General features: G+C 64.3%; 17 protein-coding genes. 6 read left to right on the top strand and 11 right to left on the bottom strand.

All coding sequences use genetic code 11. The annotated features are described in order from the left end of the window. Nucleotides 1–22 precede the first annotated feature (22 nt). The 4 genes from JZ00_RS00905 to JZ00_RS00890 are packed head-to-tail and all read left to right on the top strand — an operon-like array spanning nt 23 to nt 3633. Complete coding sequence (locus JZ00_RS00905) at nt 23–1336, top strand: nitrous oxide reductase family maturation protein NosD (protein ID WP_039591193.1); 1314 nt, start codon at nt 23–25, stop codon at nt 1334–1336. Continuing rightward, nucleotides 1333–2250: an ABC transporter ATP-binding protein gene (locus JZ00_RS00900; protein WP_039591192.1), complete on the top strand. Its 918-nt coding sequence runs from the start codon at nt 1333–1335 to the stop codon at nt 2248–2250. The genes JZ00_RS00905 and JZ00_RS00900 overlap by 4 nt, the downstream gene beginning before the upstream one ends. Further along, entirely contained in the window at nt 2247–3077 is an 831-nt protein-coding gene (locus JZ00_RS00895; RefSeq protein ID WP_039591191.1) for an ABC transporter permease, read from the top strand. The genes JZ00_RS00900 and JZ00_RS00895 overlap by 4 nt, the downstream gene beginning before the upstream one ends. 28 nt (nt 3078–3105) lie before the next feature. Then, on the top strand, nt 3106–3633 hold the full coding sequence (locus tag JZ00_RS00890; RefSeq protein WP_039591190.1) for a nitrous oxide reductase accessory protein NosL: 528 nt from the start codon (nt 3106–3108) through the stop codon (nt 3631–3633). Between the two features lie 127 nt (nt 3634–3760). On the opposite strand, the gene JZ00_RS00885 is transcribed toward JZ00_RS00890, so the two are convergent. The 11 genes from JZ00_RS00885 to nirS form a co-directional block, all read right to left on the bottom strand. Continuing rightward, nucleotides 3761–5257: a nitrite reductase gene (locus tag JZ00_RS00885; RefSeq protein ID WP_039591189.1), complete on the bottom strand. Its 1497-nt coding sequence runs from the start codon at nt 5255–5257 to the stop codon at nt 3761–3763. Then, nucleotides 5254–6096 carry a uroporphyrinogen-III C-methyltransferase gene (cobA, locus tag JZ00_RS00880; RefSeq protein WP_039591188.1) on the bottom strand — a complete coding sequence of 281 codons (843 nt, stop codon included), beginning with the start codon at nt 6094–6096 and terminating at the stop codon, nt 5254–5256. Before cobA ends, JZ00_RS00885 begins: the two co-directional genes overlap by 4 nt. A gap of 43 nt (nt 6097–6139) precedes the next feature. Beyond that, nucleotides 6140–7318, bottom strand: a complete 1179-nt coding sequence (nirJ, locus tag JZ00_RS00875) for a heme d1 biosynthesis radical SAM protein NirJ (protein WP_039591187.1) — start codon at nt 7316–7318, stop codon at nt 6140–6142. Between the two features lie 27 nt (nt 7319–7345). Next, nucleotides 7346–7867, bottom strand: a complete 522-nt coding sequence (gene ahbB, locus JZ00_RS00870) for a siroheme decarboxylase subunit beta (protein WP_039591186.1) — start codon at nt 7865–7867, stop codon at nt 7346–7348. Continuing rightward, the gene (locus tag JZ00_RS00865) at nt 7842–8285 is read right to left on the bottom strand and encodes an Lrp/AsnC family transcriptional regulator (RefSeq protein WP_039591185.1); all 444 of its coding nucleotides are present in this window, start codon (nt 8283–8285) and stop codon (nt 7842–7844) included. Before JZ00_RS00865 ends, ahbB (JZ00_RS00870) begins: the two co-directional genes overlap by 26 nt. After that, complete coding sequence (ahbB, locus tag JZ00_RS00860) at nt 8278–8790, bottom strand: siroheme decarboxylase subunit beta (RefSeq protein ID WP_039591184.1); 513 nt, start codon at nt 8788–8790, stop codon at nt 8278–8280. The genes JZ00_RS00865 and ahbB (JZ00_RS00860) overlap by 8 nt, the downstream gene beginning before the upstream one ends. After that, nucleotides 8787–9245, bottom strand: a complete 459-nt coding sequence (locus tag JZ00_RS00855) for an Lrp/AsnC family transcriptional regulator (protein ID WP_039591181.1) — start codon at nt 9243–9245, stop codon at nt 8787–8789. Before JZ00_RS00855 ends, ahbB (JZ00_RS00860) begins: the two co-directional genes overlap by 4 nt. Before the next feature lie 2 nt (nt 9246–9247). Further along, complete coding sequence (locus JZ00_RS00850; RefSeq protein ID WP_039591179.1) at nt 9248–10426, bottom strand: cytochrome D1 domain-containing protein; 1179 nt, start codon at nt 10424–10426, stop codon at nt 9248–9250. After that, nucleotides 10423–10752: a c-type cytochrome gene (locus JZ00_RS00845; protein ID WP_039591177.1), complete on the bottom strand. Its 330-nt coding sequence runs from the start codon at nt 10750–10752 to the stop codon at nt 10423–10425. Before JZ00_RS00845 ends, JZ00_RS00850 begins: the two co-directional genes overlap by 4 nt. Before the next feature lie 69 nt (nt 10753–10821). Next, nucleotides 10822–11130 carry a c-type cytochrome gene (locus JZ00_RS00840; RefSeq protein WP_039591176.1) on the bottom strand — a complete coding sequence of 103 codons (309 nt, stop codon included), beginning with the start codon at nt 11128–11130 and terminating at the stop codon, nt 10822–10824. A gap of 24 nt (nt 11131–11154) precedes the next feature. Further along, entirely contained in the window at nt 11155–12846 is a 1692-nt protein-coding gene (gene nirS / locus JZ00_RS00835) for a nitrite reductase (protein ID WP_039591174.1), read from the bottom strand. A gap of 197 nt (nt 12847–13043) precedes the next feature. Here nirS and JZ00_RS00830 point away from each other — a divergent pair, with 197 nt between their 5' ends. Together JZ00_RS00830 and JZ00_RS00825 are read left to right on the top strand one after the other, a co-directional pair. Beyond that, the gene (locus JZ00_RS00830) at nt 13044–13847 is read left to right on the top strand and encodes a CbbQ/NirQ/NorQ/GpvN family protein (RefSeq protein ID WP_039591169.1); all 804 of its coding nucleotides are present in this window, start codon (nt 13044–13046) and stop codon (nt 13845–13847) included. After that, entirely contained in the window at nt 13831–14415 is a 585-nt protein-coding gene (locus tag JZ00_RS00825) for a cytochrome c oxidase subunit 3 family protein (RefSeq protein ID WP_039591167.1), read from the top strand. The genes JZ00_RS00830 and JZ00_RS00825 overlap by 17 nt, the downstream gene beginning before the upstream one ends. Nucleotides 14416–14423 lie beyond the last annotated feature (8 nt).

Genomic DNA, 14423 nt, shown 5'->3' with positions numbered 1-14423 from the left:
ATTCATCGAGGAGGCAGGTGCAATGACCGGGAACATGCCGCACGCAAACGCTCATCGAACGGTCATTGCACTGATGTTCTGCCTGTTGTCGGGCGGCGCGTCCAGCGCGCCGCAATCGATCATGGACCTGCCGTTGCAGGCCGAGGGCGACCAGCAATGGCGCCTGCCGGCCGGTGAGTACCGTGGCTCGTTCAGCATTGATCAAGCCATGACGCTCACCTGTGCGCCGGACGCGGTATTCCAGGGGCAGGGCGAGGGCAATGGTCTGGTCATCCGAGCGCCGAATGTCCAGGTCCAGGGTTGCACGTTCCTGGACTGGGGCCATGACCTGACAGCCATGAACGCCGCCGTCTTCATCCATCCTGCCGGCCAGGGCGCGGTGGTGCGGGCGAACCGCATGCAGGGCCAGGGCTTCGGCATCTGGGTCGATGGCACGCGGGACGTCAGCCTCATCGACAACCGGATCCAGGGCGACCCGGGCCTGCGGTCCCAGGACCGAGGCAATGGCATCCACCTCTACGCGGTGCGTGGCGCGCGGATCATCGGCAACCAGATCCGCGACACCCGCGACGGCATCTACATCGATACTTCCAACGGTAATCTGCTGCAGGGCAACACCCTGGAGGATTTGCGCTACGGCGTGCATTACATGTTCGCCAACGACAACCAACTGCTGGGCAACACCACCCGCCGCACTCGCACGGGCTACGCGCTGATGCAAAGCCGCCAGTTGACGGTGATCGGCAACCGTTCCGAACAGGACCAGAACTACGGGATCCTGATGAACTACATCACTTATTCGACCTTGCGCGACAACTTCGTCAGCGACGTGCGCGATGGGTCCACCGGCGACACCATGATCACCGGCGCCGAGGGCAAGGCGCTGTTCATCTACAACTCGCTGTTCAACCGCATCGAAGGCAATCGTTTCGAGCGCAGCGCCGTGGGCATCCACCTCACCGCCGGCTCGGAGGACAACCGCATCGCCGGCAATGCCTTCGTCCATAACCAGCGCCAAGTCAAATACGTCGCCACCCGGTTGCAGGAATGGTCGGCGGACGGGCGCGGTAATTACTGGAGCGATTACCTGGGCTGGGACCGCAACAGCGATGGGCTGGGCGACGTCGCCTATGAACCCAACGATAACGTCGACCGGCTGCTGTGGCTGTATCCCCAGGTTCGCTTGCTGATGAACAGCCCGGGCGTTGAACTGCTGCGCTGGGTGCAGCGGGCGTTCCCGGTGATGAAATCCCCCGGGGTGATGGACAGCCATCCGCTGATGCAGGCGCCCATCCAACCCCTTCAACGCAACGTTGCCCAGGAGGACGCGTCTTGAACGTCGTCGAAATCGAAGGCGTCAGCCAGCGTTATGGCGACGTCGCCGTGCTGCACGGGCTTGACCTGACCCTGGCCCAGGGCGAAGTGCTCGGCCTGTTCGGCCACAACGGCGCGGGCAAGACCACCACCATGAAATTGATTCTTGGGCTGCTGCAGCCCAGCTCGGGAGAGGTGCGGGTCTTCGGCCGTGAGCCCAGCGACCCGAATGTGCGGCGAATGCTTGGTTACCTGCCGGAGAACGTCATGTTCTATCCGCAGTTGAGCGGGCTGGAAACGTTGCAGCATTTCGCCCGGCTCAAAGGCGCGGCACCTACGCAGGTCGAGCGCTTGCTGGAGGAGGTGGGGCTGGCGGGCGCGGCGAAACGTCGGGTGCGCACCTACTCCAAGGGCATGCGCCAGCGCCTCGGCCTGGCCCAGGCCTTGCTCGGCCAGCCGCGCCTGTTGCTGTTGGACGAACCGACCGTGGGCCTGGATCCCATTGCCACACAGGACCTCTATCAATTGCTTGATCGCCTGCGCTGGCAGGGCACCAGCATCATTCTTTGCTCACACGTCTTGCCGGGTGTGGAGGCGCACATCAACCGCGCCGCGATTCTCACCAGGGGGCGGCTGTTGGCCCTGGGCAGCCTGGCGCGTTTGCGCGAGGACGCGGGACTGCCGACGCTGATCCGCGCGTCGGGCCTTTCCCGCGCCGACTGGCTGCGCCAGCACTGGCGCAGCGAAGGGCACGTCACCCAGGGCTGGGGCGCCGAAGGGGTGCAGGTGTCTGCGCCGGACGGCAGCAAGTTGCTGTTGCTGCGCCAGTTGCTGGCCCAGGACGACCCGACGGATGTGGAAATCAAGCCACCCTCGCTGGAAGATCTGTATCGCCACTACATGAACCGCGCTGCGACCGAGGAGGCCGGCCAATGAACCCGATCTGGAACATGGCCCGCAAGGAACTCAGCGACGGCCTTCGCAACCGCTGGCTGCTGGCGATCAGCTTGTTGTTCGCGGTGCTGGCGATCGGCATCGCCTGGCTCGGCGCGGCGGCGTCCGGTCAATTGGGCTTCACCTCGGTGCCGGCGACGGTGGCGAGCCTGGCCAGCCTGGCGACATTCCTGATGCCGTTGATTGCCTTGCTGCTGGCCTACGACGCGATCGTTGGCGAGGACGAAAGCGGCACGTTGTTGCTGTTGCTGACCTACCCGTTGGGGCGTGGGCAGCTGTTGTTGGGCAAGTTTGTCGGCCACGGTCTGATCCTGGCACTGGCGACCCTGATTGGCTTCGGCTGCGCGATGTTGGCCATCGCGGTGCTGGTCGATGACGTGGAGCTGAGCCTGCTGCTCTGGGCCTTCGGCCGTTTCATGCTGTCCAGCACGCTGCTGGGTTGGGTGTTCCTCGGATTGGCCTATGTGCTGAGTTGCCTGTCGGCGGAAAAATCCACCGCGGCGGGGTTGGCGCTGGGGGTGTGGTTTTTCTTCGTGCTGGTGTTCGACCTGGCGCTCCTGGCGTTGCTGGTAATGAGCGAGGGCCGGTTCAGTCCGGACTTGTTGCCTTGGCTGTTGCTGTTGAATCCCACCGATGTGTATCGCCTGATCAATGTGTCCGGGTTTGACGCCGCGTCCAACGGCGCAGGCGTGCTGACGCTGGGTAGCGATTTGCCGGTTGCCGGGTCGCTGCTCTGGCTGTGCCTGGGGTTGTGGTTGGTGGTGCCGTTGTGGCTGGCCTATCGGTTGTTCAATCGTCGACGTCCATGAATGTCTGATCTTGATGAGGAAGCATGTGATGAACAGGGTTTATTTCAAGGCGAGCCGTGTCCTGGCCGGGGTTTTGATGTGCCTGGCGCTGGTGGCCTGCGACAAGGTCCAGTCGCCGCCGGCAGCCCAGGCGGGGTTGGCTTTTCATCCCGGGGATGAATGCCATGTGTGTGGCATGGTCATCAGCGATTTTCCCGGGCCCAAGGGCGCGGCGGTCGGTGCCGGCGGGACGAAGAAGTTTTGCTCACCGGCGGAAATGCTCGGCTGGTGGCTGCAACCGGAGAATCATCGCGCCGACGTGAAGCTGTACGTCCACGACATGGGCCACAGCCACTGGGACGCACCGGACGACGCTCACCTGATCGACGCGCGCACCGCCTACTTCGTGATCGGCTCCCGACTCAAGGGCGCCATGGGCGTGGTCCTGGCTTCGTTCTCCGACCTCGAGGCGGCACAAAAACTCGCCCACGAAGCCGGCGGCAAGGTCCTGCGCCTGGAGGACATCGACCAGAAGCTGCTCGGGCAGGCTGGCGCGATGTCATCGATGAGCCACTGACCGCTTTCGGGTGAAGAAGCAACACCATGGGGATAGGGTGGCCGGAAAAATGGATTATCGACGCCGCCCTTGTGGCGAGGGAGCTTGCTCCCGCTGGGTTGCGCAGCAGCCCCTCGGAACTGCGATGTCAGTGTGAGGTGCCCTCGGCAAATTCGATCTTGTTGCCCACGTTGTATTTGCCCGACGGCTTGTTCATCGGTAGGCGCTTGATCTCCTTCAGGGTGCTGCTGTCATAGACGATCAGCGCGCCGTCGGTGTCCCAGATGCTCAGCAGCAGGTAGCGGCCGTCGCGGGTGAATTCGACGTGGGCGGCGGTTTTGCCGGGCATCGGGCGCAGCGTGTGGGCAATTTCCAGAGTCTGCTTGTCGATGAGGTGGATGGCATCGTTGTCCGGGCCGAAGAACACGTCGGTCCAGGCATAGCGGGAGTTGGCATGGCTGCGCAGGAAGAAGCCCGGCCCGAGGGTGGGGATCTGCTTGATGACCTTCCAGGTGTCGAAGTCGATCACTGAAATCAGCCCCTTGCTGATGTTGGGCGTGGCGAATACCCAATGTCCGTCACGTTTCCAATAGGTGCCCGAGCCCAGATGCGGCATGCCCGGCAGCGCGATATCCGTGACGATCCGTCCGGTGTCGAGGTCGATCACTTGCCCTCCCTGGGCCTTGCGCGAGGTGGCGAGCAGTTGCCGATAATCCGGAGAGAAGGAGAAGTCATCCAGGTAATCCTCGGCCTCGATGCGCCTGGGCACAAAGTCCGGGTTCGGCCTGGTGGATAATTCCCAAACCTCTTTCACATCTTTCAACGCAACGATGAAGCTGTCCCGCGGTGGCGCCGTATAGACCGCGCTGACCCGCGATGCCTGGCCATCCAGCCCGACCGTTGCAACGGTCTTGACCAGCGACAGGTCACGGGCGTCGAGCACCACCAGGTTGCCCGGCAAGGTGTTGCCCACCAGCACCCAGCGGCCGTCCTTGCTCACTGCCAGATTACGGGTATTGAGCCCGGCGCGGACCTCGGCGATGAGCTTGAGGTTGTGCAGGTCGTACAGGCTGATCCAACCGTCCCGTGAGGCGAAGTAGACGAAACGGCCGTCCGGCGAGAATTTCGGCCCGCCGTGCACGGCAAAGTGCGAGGCGAAGCGCGCCAGCACCTCGAAGCGATCGCCGTCGACGATATCGACGTGATGGTCGCCGGCCTCCACCACCACGAACAGGTTCAGCGGGTCGGCGTTGTGCTGGGGTTTGTCCGGCAGCGTGGCAAGATTCGCCAACAGGCGATGACTGCGACGGGTGTCGTCTTCGTTCCAGGTCGGCTCGACGGCGGGCGGGCGCTGGAGATAATGGGTCAGGCCATCGATCTGCGCGGCATCCAGTACGGTGCCGAACGCCGCCATTTGGCTGGCGGGGCGGCCGTTTTCGATGACCTGGCGGATTTCAGCGGGCTTGATCCGGCTCAGGCTCTGGGGCAATAGCGCCGGGCCGGCGCCGCCGATGCGATTGACGCCGTGGCATTGCTCGCAGTGCTGCTGATAGTTGCGCTCGGCCAGGTCCAGGTCCGGCCCGCTGACATCGGCACCGTTGGCCGCGCCTATCCACAGCATCGGCGTGAACCACCAGCCCTTCATGACGCCACCTTCGAGGCATAGGGTTGGGCCTGTGGCATCGGATGAATCCGTGCCGGATGCTGCACCGGCTGCTGGGCAAACAGGCCGACGACCTTGCCGATCACGGTCAGGGTGGGCAGCCCGTCGGCGCAGGCCTGGGCCATTTCCGGCAACTGCCCAAGTGTGCCGCGCAGCACCTGTTGGTCAGGGCGCGTGCCGTTGCTGATCAACGCTGCCGGCGTGTCGGCTGCGAGTCCAGCCTCCATCAAGCGCTCGGCAATGGTGCGCAGGTTCGACAAGCCCATGTAGAAGACCAGCGTCTGGCTGTCATCGGCCAGGCTTTGCCACGGCAAGTCCAGCTCACCGTCGCGCTGCAAATGACCGGTGATGAATCGGCAGGAGTTGACCAGGTCGCGATGGGTCAGCGGGATGCCGGCATAGGCGGTACAACCTGCCGCGGCGGTGATGCCGGGCACCACTTGGCAATCGATGCCACGAGACAGCAGGTATTGCAGCTCTTCAGCGCCACGGCCGAAGATGAACGGGTCGCCGCCCTTGAGCCGGACGACCCGCTGGCCCTGGTCCGCCAGATCGGCCAACAGTTGGTTGATCTGCGGCTGGGGCAGGCTGTGGCAACCGGCGGCCTTGCCGACATAATGCCGGGCGCAAGTCAGTGGGATCAGGCTGAGCAGTTGCGGGCTGATCAAGCGGTCGTAGACCACCGCGTCGGCTTGCATCAGCAGGCTCCACGCCCGCAACGTCAGCAGGCCCGGGTCACCGGGGCCGGCGCCGACCAGGGCGACTTCCCCTGGTACGAAGGACGATTGCAGGGCAGCGGGCAAAACGATGGGGGCAGGCATGGGACTTCCTTGGTTCGTCATCAGGTTCGCCGTCGGCTTCGGGCTATATCGGTTGCAGTGCAACGCTGGGAATCGCGTGCACGCCGATTTCTTCATCGCTCAGGTGGCAACCGGGGTCTTGGCCCCACAAATCGCCGTCGGCCCAGGCGCGGGTGCGGGTGTTGCCGTTGCAGATCCCCAGCCAGCGACATTGGCCGCAGCGTCCACCGACGGCGCGAGGGTGCTCGCGCAGCTTCAGGAGAAGGGGCTCGGGGCGGTCCAGCCAAAGGGACTTGAACGGCGTCCGGCGGACATTGCCCACCGAGTGCTGCCACCAATACGTGTCGGGATGCACCTCGCCGGTGTTGTCGATGTTGGCGATGCCGCTGCCCGAGGCATTGCCGCCCCAGGCCCGCAGCATCTGCTCCAGCGCGGTGGAGTGTTGGGGCAGGCACCGGGCGACCCAGTGCAGCAGCAGGATCGCATCGGCATCGTTGTTGCCGCTGACGAAATCGCTGTCGCGGCCGTGTTCGATGTCCGCCCAGGCACGCTGGAAAATCATATCCATGGCCTCGCGGCTCATCTGCTGATGGGCATCGAGCTTGCGGCTGCGCTTGCCGCGACCGCTGTAGTTGAGATGCGACAGGTAGAATTTCTGCACATCGTATTCGTCCATCAGCTCCAGCAGCCTGGGCAGTTGCAGATGGTTCTGCTGGGTCAGGGTCGTGCGCAATCCGACCCGGATCCCACGTTCGCGGCAGAGCCGGATCGCCGCCATTGAGCTGGCGAAGCTGCCCTTGAGCTGCCGGAATTCATCGTGGGTCGCTTCCAGGCCATCGATGCTGATGCCCACGTAATCAAAATTCGCCGCCGCGATCTGCTCGATATTGGCGGCATCGATCAGCGTGCCGTTGGTGGACAGGGCGACGAAGAAACCTCTGGCACGGGCATAGGCGCTGAGCTGGAACAGGTCCTCGCGCAGCAACGGTTCGCCGCCGGACAGGATCAACACCCGCACCCCGGCGTCGTGCAGGTCGTCGATCACTTGCAGGGCTTCGGCCGTGTTCAGCTCATCGTGAAACACGCTGTCGGCGGAGGTTGCGTAGCAATGCTTGCAGGTCAGGTTGCAGCGCCTGAGCAGGTTCCAGATCACCACCGGTGCGCGCAGGCTGCCCGGGGGTGCGACGCGAGGGGCGGGGCATTGCCCGGCCAGGGCGCGCAGGTAATGGCTGATCCTCAACATAAGCGCTCCTTCGGTCGATGTGCAGGTTCAGCGCGCGGCCGCTGTCAGGCGCAAGCCGGTTTTCTTCAGGATCCGGCTGCTCACCAGCATGTCGTCGGCGGCGCAGGCATCCCCCAGCAGGTAACGCAGGTGGTCGCGGTAGCTGTCGATTTCTTCGCGACTGCGCCCGTGGACCATGGCGAACAGGTTGTAGCGCCAGCCGGGGCGGCGCGGGCGGCGGTAGCAATGGCTGACGAAGGGCTGCGCGCCCAACAGCGCGCCGAGGCGCGGCATGTCGGTGTCGGCGACATCCCAGACGGTCATGCCGTTGTGGCGATAGCCCAGGCGATAATGGTTGGGTACGGCGGCGATGCGACGGATTGCGCCTTCGGCCTGCAGGCGCTTGAGCAGGTCGAGGGTGGACTCGACACTCAAGCCCAGTTGTTCGGCGAGCCAGCTCCAGGGATCTTCGAGCAAGGGCAGGCCGGCCTGGGTCAGTTCGACCAGGCGCAGGGCCAGCGGAGTTTCTTCCTGTTGCAATGAGTCAAACCGGGAAATACAAACCGACATGGTAGGTTTCCTCCTTGGGCAGGTTCAGCGGCACCAGGCCGGTCAGCCGTTCGATGCGCAGCAGGGTGTCGGCGATCACCTGTTCGCTGGGGCAGGCAAGCACGAACCACATGTTCCAGGCGTGCTCGCGACGGTAGTTGTGGGCCACTTCGGGCAGGTCGGCGAGCAGCTCGGCGATGGTCTCGAAACGCGCTTCGGGCACGGCCAGGGCGGCGAGGGTGAACGCGCCGCCGAGGCGATCGATGTCGAACATCGGGCCGAAACGAGTCAGCACGCCTTCGTTGAGCAACTCATGCAGACGGTCGAGCAGCTCGGCGCTGTTGCTGTCCAGCTCGCGGGCCAGGTGCTCCCAGGGATGGCGCACCAGGGGCAAGCCCAGTTGCAGCCGGTTGATCAGGCGGCGGTCGAGGTCATCCATCGATCGAGGCTCCGGCCGGTGCGGCGAAACGTCCGCCGCATTGCTTGAACAAGTGCGTGCTGAACAACAATTGATGGGGCAGGTCATCCAGCAGATGTTCCTGGAGCAACGCCTGGACCTGGGCCTCGACGCGATCGCGCTGGCGTCCGTGAATCATGCAGAACAGGTTGTATTGCCACTGGGGCAGCCGTCGTGGGCGCTGGTAGCAGAGGCTGATGCCCGGTGCCTGGCCGAGGCGTCGCCCGACTTCATCGATCAACGCATCCGGCACGTCCAGCACCAACATGGCATTGGCGGAAAATCCCAAGGCGCGGTGATTGACCACCAGGCCAACGCGGCGGAACAGGCCTTGCTCGTGCCATAGCCGTACTTGCTCGAGCACCTGCGACTCGCTGGCCTCGATCTGTTCGGCCAAGGCCTGGAAGGGACGCGGAGTCAGCGGCAAACCGGTTTCCAGCGAACGGCGCAGCGCCAGGGATTGTGGCTCGCTCAGGGCGGTGTTCATGGGGTGGCCTCCAGGGCAAAGCCCAGGTCGATGCGGTAGGCGGTGAGCATGGGCAGGTCCAGGGGCGTGAGGCCGGTGTCCTGCTCCAGTTCCTGGAGGATGTTGTCCAGGTGGGCGCGGTCGGGACCGGTCAGCACGAACCAGAGGTTGTAGCGATGCTCCCGTTCGTAGTTGTGATTGACTTCCGGGTACTGGCTGACGCGCCCGGCCACTTGATGCAAGCGCTCCGGCGGCACCGCGAGGGCGGCTAGGGTGCTGGCGCCGGCCCGGCTGTGTTCGAACACCGGACCGACCCTCGACAACGTCCCCGCCAGTTGCAGGTGTTGAAGACAGTCGATGACCTGGGTCTCGCTGCAACCGAGGGTTTCGGCCATGGCCTTGTAGGGTTCGGCACACAGCGGCATGCCGTGTTGGAAGCGGTCGATCAGGCGACGGGCGAGTGGGCTCGGTGTCATGGTCAATACCCTGGCTTGTGCGCGCGGCTGCTGAAGAAAATGCCGCTGGGGCTCAGTGACGGCAGCGTGCCGATCCGTTCCAGTCGATAGGGATCCCAGACTTGCACTTCACCGCCATCCCGGGCGGACAGCCACAATTGGTCGCCGCGGGCGGTGAACTCCATGTGCAGCACCGCCGGCCCGGGACGCAGATCGGCAACGATGGCATGGGTCTGGGTGTCGATGACCTGGACGTGGTCGTTGTCCGGATAGGCGAAGTTGACCCAGAGCTGGCGTCCATCCGGCCGTGCGGTGACGAACACCGGCTGCCCGGCCACGGCAATGGCGTCGACCTGCTGCCAATTCGTCGCGTCCATCACCAGCACTTGGTGGTGACCGACGGCGGGCACGAAGGCTTGCTGCCCAGCCAAGGCCCAGCCTTCCAGATGGGGCATCTTGTAGACCGGCAGCCGGGCCTCGCCGCGTCCGTAATGGCCCAGCACGCGCTTGACCCCGTGCTCCGGATGCCAGAGATCGAGTTGTGCCATGCCGTCTTCGCCGAACAGCCCGGCCATGTAGTAGCGCCCGTCCGGGGTGATCAGCGCGTCGTAGGGTTGCTTGCCGATGCCGGTGAAACGCTCGATGCGCGGTGTGGTGCCTTCGCTGAAGTCGGCGGTCCAGATCTCGTCGGTGTCGAACAGGCTGAACACAAAACGCTGGCCGGGCGCATCCACCAGGCCCACCACCCGGGAGCGTCTACCGGTGTCCGGCAGCGGTGTGGCCGGGATGTCGGCGATCGGGTCCAGGGTCCGGGCATCGAATACTTTCACGCCGCCGGGTTCGTAGTTGGACACGGCGATCAGCTTGCCATCCTGGCTGATCGCGCCACCGATACTGTTGCCGCCCTGGAGGATGCGGCGGTCGATGCGAGCGGTCAGCAAATCGACCTTGCTCAGCCCGCCATCGCGGCCAAACACGTAGGCGTAGCGCTGGTCCCGGGAGAACACCACCGAGGCATGGGACAAGTCGCCCAAGCCTTCGACGCGGGCGAGCAGGCTGCGGTTGTCGCTTTCGATGATCTGCAGGCTGCCGCTGGCGCGCTCTATCACCACGCCCAGGTCGCCCGTGCCGCGCAGCGTGGGCTGGGCGCAACCGGCGAGCAGGATTGCAGCGCTGGCCACGCAAAGGAGGGTACGGATCATGATGCGGGTTTTCCTTGAAGAAGCCGGTCCACCAACCAGCGAATATCGTCGGGGCCGAGCAGTGGCGCCCAACCGGGCATCGCGCTGCCGGGGCGGCCCAGGGTGACGGTGGCGATGAGGCTGTCGCGGGATTTGCCCGTCAGCGCTTCGCGGGTCAGCGGCGGACCGAGGCCGCCGGTCATTCGCAGGCCGTGGCAGGCGCCACAGTCCTGGTCCAGAAGATGTTGGAGTTGGGCCTGGCGCGGCGGGTCGGGAGCGGCCAGCGCGCAGGCGGGGATAAGCAGGAGGAGGGCGCTGATCGAGGGGGTGAAGCTGTGTCGTTCCATGACGTCCTCCGGGTTGAATGATGTTGCTTTCGTGGCGAGGGGCAAGCTCCCTCACCACGGGTTATGTAATTACTTAAGGGTCAAGACCCAAGCCGCGAGGATCTTGGCCTCTTCTTCCGTCACCGGGTTGGCGGGCATCGGCATCGGTCCCCAGTTGCCCTGCGTGCCTTCCTTGATGTGTTTGGCCAGTAGCGCCTCGGCCCCGGCGACGCCTGCGTTTTTCGCCGCGACTTCCTTGAGCGCCGGGCCCACTACCTTGGTGTCGATGGAGTGGCAGGCTGCGCACGGTTTGCTCTTGAACAATGTCGGGCCGTCCTGCGCCATTGCCGGCAGGCTGTAGGCGGCGGTCAGGGCCAGCGCGATGAGAATAGGCTTCATGTTTTTTCCTCTTATTGATGGGGCTCAATAGATGTCGTGTTGGGTGTTGTAGACGTTGAATTTCCCGGTCGGGGTGATCAGGCGCTTGTCCTTGATCACGTCCTTGACCTTGAGGGTCTTGTCGTCGATCACCACCAGTGCCGACTCGTCTTCCTGGCCACTCCAGACCGAGAACCAGACTTCGTCGCCGGCCTTGTTGTATTCCGGTTGCACCACGCGCAGCGCGCCTTTCTTGATGCCTGCGTACTCGGCAATCGGCAGCACGGTGTAGCCGGCGTCGAGCTTGTCGATGTTGAACACCGCCACCGACTGGCTGAGCTTGGCGTCCGGGCTGAGGGTGGTGTCGACGTACAGGTGACGGGACTGCGGGTGGGTCTTGATGAACAGCGAACCGCCGCCCTGGCCCTGGAGCGAACCCACTTGTTTCCAGGCGTATTGCGGATGCTTGACCGGGTCGGTGCCGATCAGCGAAACCCCGGCATCGCCCAGGTGGCTGGTGGCCCAGACCGGTCCGTAGAGCGGATGGTTGAAGTTGGCGCCGCGTCCCGGGTGCGGGGTCTTGCCAACGTCCACCAGGGCGGTGAGCTTGCGTTCCTTGGAATCGATCACCGCGACTTTGTTGGAATTGTTGGCGGCCGTCATGAAGTAGCGATGGCTGCTGTCCCAACCGCCGTCATGCAGGAACGGCGCGGCGTCGATGCTGGTGATGGTGAGGTTCTTGATGTCCTGGTAGTTGACCAGCATCACCTTGCCGGTTTCCTTGACGTTGACGATGAACTCCGGCCATTCATGGGAGGCGATGATCGCCGCGACGCGGGGTTCGGGGTGGTATTGCTGGGTGTCGACGGTCATGCCGCGAGTGGAAACGATCTGCTTGGGCTCCAAGGTCTCGCCGTCCATGATCGTGAACTGCGGCGGCCAGTACGAACCGGCAATCGTGTACTTGTCTTCGTAGCCCTTGAACTTGGAGGTTTCCACCGAGCGAGCTTCGATGCCCACCTTGATTTCCGCGACCTTGGTCGGCTCTTTCGGCCACAGGTCGATCATGTCGATCTTGGCGTCCCGACCGATCACCAGCAGATAACGCCCAGAGGCCGAGATGCGCGAGATGTGCACCGCGTAGCCGGTGTCGATCAGCTTGACGATCTTCTTGCTGTCGCCGTCGATCAAGGCAATCTTGCCGTCGTCGCGCAGGGTCACCGAGAACAGGTTTTGCAGGTTGAGATTGTTGAGTTGCCTGGTGGGTCGGTCCTCGGGCTTGACCAGGACTTTCCAGGTCTTGAGGGTTTCGGCCATGCCCCACTCCGGCGGTGTCGGCGGGGTGTGCTGGATGAACTTGGCCATCACCGTGATCTGGTCTTTGGTCAGGGCGTTGGAGGTGCCCCAGTTCGGCATGCCGGCGGCGGAGCCATAGGTGATCAGCGCCTCCAGGTAGGGTTGGCCGCGCGCCTGCGTGATGTCAGGTGTCAGGGGCTTGCCGGTGGCGCCCTTGCGCAGCACGCCATGGCAGCCGGCGCAGCGCTGGAAGTAGATTTCCTTGGCCGCATCGAAGTCGGCCTGGCTCAGGTCCGGCGCGCCTTCGGTCTTGACCATGCGCGGGCTGTCCTGCGAGGTGGCCTGCGCAGGCGGTTGGTCGGCGAAGACGTAAGGGGAGGCCAGCACTGTACACAGCGCCGTGGCCCTTATCGCCCACGATTTTTTGTGGCTGATCAGCATTCCATTTCTCCTCAGGCATGACCCGCGCTGCCCCGCAAATGTCGTCCGGCGCGCAGATTCTTGGTGCGCTGCAAGGCTATGCCGGAGCCGATGGTTAGCCGCTTGACGGCGATCAAGTTTGCCGGCCGCAAGCCTTGCCAGGTTGTCGCAGGGCCTCGTAGCTTGAGTGGCAATCCGTTGTCTGATCAGGCCATCCCATGAACGCAATCCCTACCGCGCAACACCCCGACGAACCCTTCTACCAAGCCCAGGACAACGAGCACGCGCTGTTCGAACAGGCCTGGCGCCACGGCATGCCGGTGCTGATCAAAGGTCCGACCGGTTGCGGCAAGACCCGTTTTGTCCAGCACATGGCCCATCGCCTGAAGTTGCCGCTGTACACCGTCGCCTGCCACGACGACCTCAGCGCCGCCGACCTGGTCGGCCGTCACCTGATCGGCGCCCAGGGCACTTGGTGGCAGGACGGACCGTTGACCCGGGCGGTGCGCGAGGGCGGCATCTGTTACCTGGACGAAGTCGTCGAGGCGCGCCAGGACACGGCGGTGGTGTTGCACCCGCTGGCGGACGATCGTCGACAGCTGTACCTGGAACGCACCGGCGAGGTCTTGCAGGCGCCGCCGTCGTTCATGCTGGTGGTGTCGTATAACCCCGGCTACCAGAACCTGCTCAAGGGCATGAAGCCGAGCACGCGCCAGCGTTTCGTGGCGATGCGTTTTGGCTATCCGGCGGTGGCCGACGAAGAACGCATCGTTGCCCGCGAGGCCGGCGTCGATATGGCCTTGGCGGCCCAGGTGGTGCGCTTGGGGCAGGCGCTGCGCCGGCTCGATCAGCATGACCTGGAGGAGGTCGCGTCCACCCGTTTGCTGATCTTCACGGCCCGCATGATCGGCGCCGGCATGGACCCGCGCCAGGCCTGCCTGGCGTGCCTGGCCGAACCGTTGAGCGATGACCCGCAAACCGTGGCCGCGCTGATGGATGTGGTCGATGTCCACTTCGGCTGAACGCGTTGAAGTGGCCCGGCGGTTGCCCGGGGATCTGGCGATGTGGTTCTTCATCCTCGCCGAGCTGTCGGTGTTCGCGCTGCTGATCCTCGCGTTCACCGCCGCCCAGGCACTGCACCCGCAGATGTTCAGCGAAGGCCGCCAATTGCTCGACCGCTCCACGGGCCTGGCGATGACCCTCAGCCTGCTGACCGCCGGACTGTTCGCCGCCCTGGCCCTGGAGCAAGCCCGGCAAGACCGGCCACGACGAGCCGCGTTGATGTTGTGCGGCGCGTTGCTGCTCGCCTGTGGCTACGTGGGCATCAAACTCAGCGAGTATGCGCACCTGCTGGCGAACGGCCTCGGCATGGAGCACAACACCTTCTTCACCTTGTACTGGATCCTCACCGCGTTCCATTTCCTCCATGTGCTGCTGGGCATGGTCATCCTCGCGTGGTTGGCCGAGGGTTGCCGCCGCCGGCGCTACGGTGCGCAGCAACACAGCGGGCTGGAATCCGGCGTGCTGTATTGGCACATGGTGGATCTGGTCTGGGTGGTGTTGTTTCCGGTGGTCTACATCCTCGATTGAATGGAGGT

The sequence above is a fragment of the Pseudomonas frederiksbergensis genome (genome assembly GCF_000802155.2).
In the GTDB taxonomy this organism is placed as follows: Bacteria; Pseudomonadota; Gammaproteobacteria; order Pseudomonadales; family Pseudomonadaceae; genus Aquipseudomonas; species Aquipseudomonas frederiksbergensis_A.
This window is presented reverse-complemented; position numbering and strand designations above follow the sequence as displayed.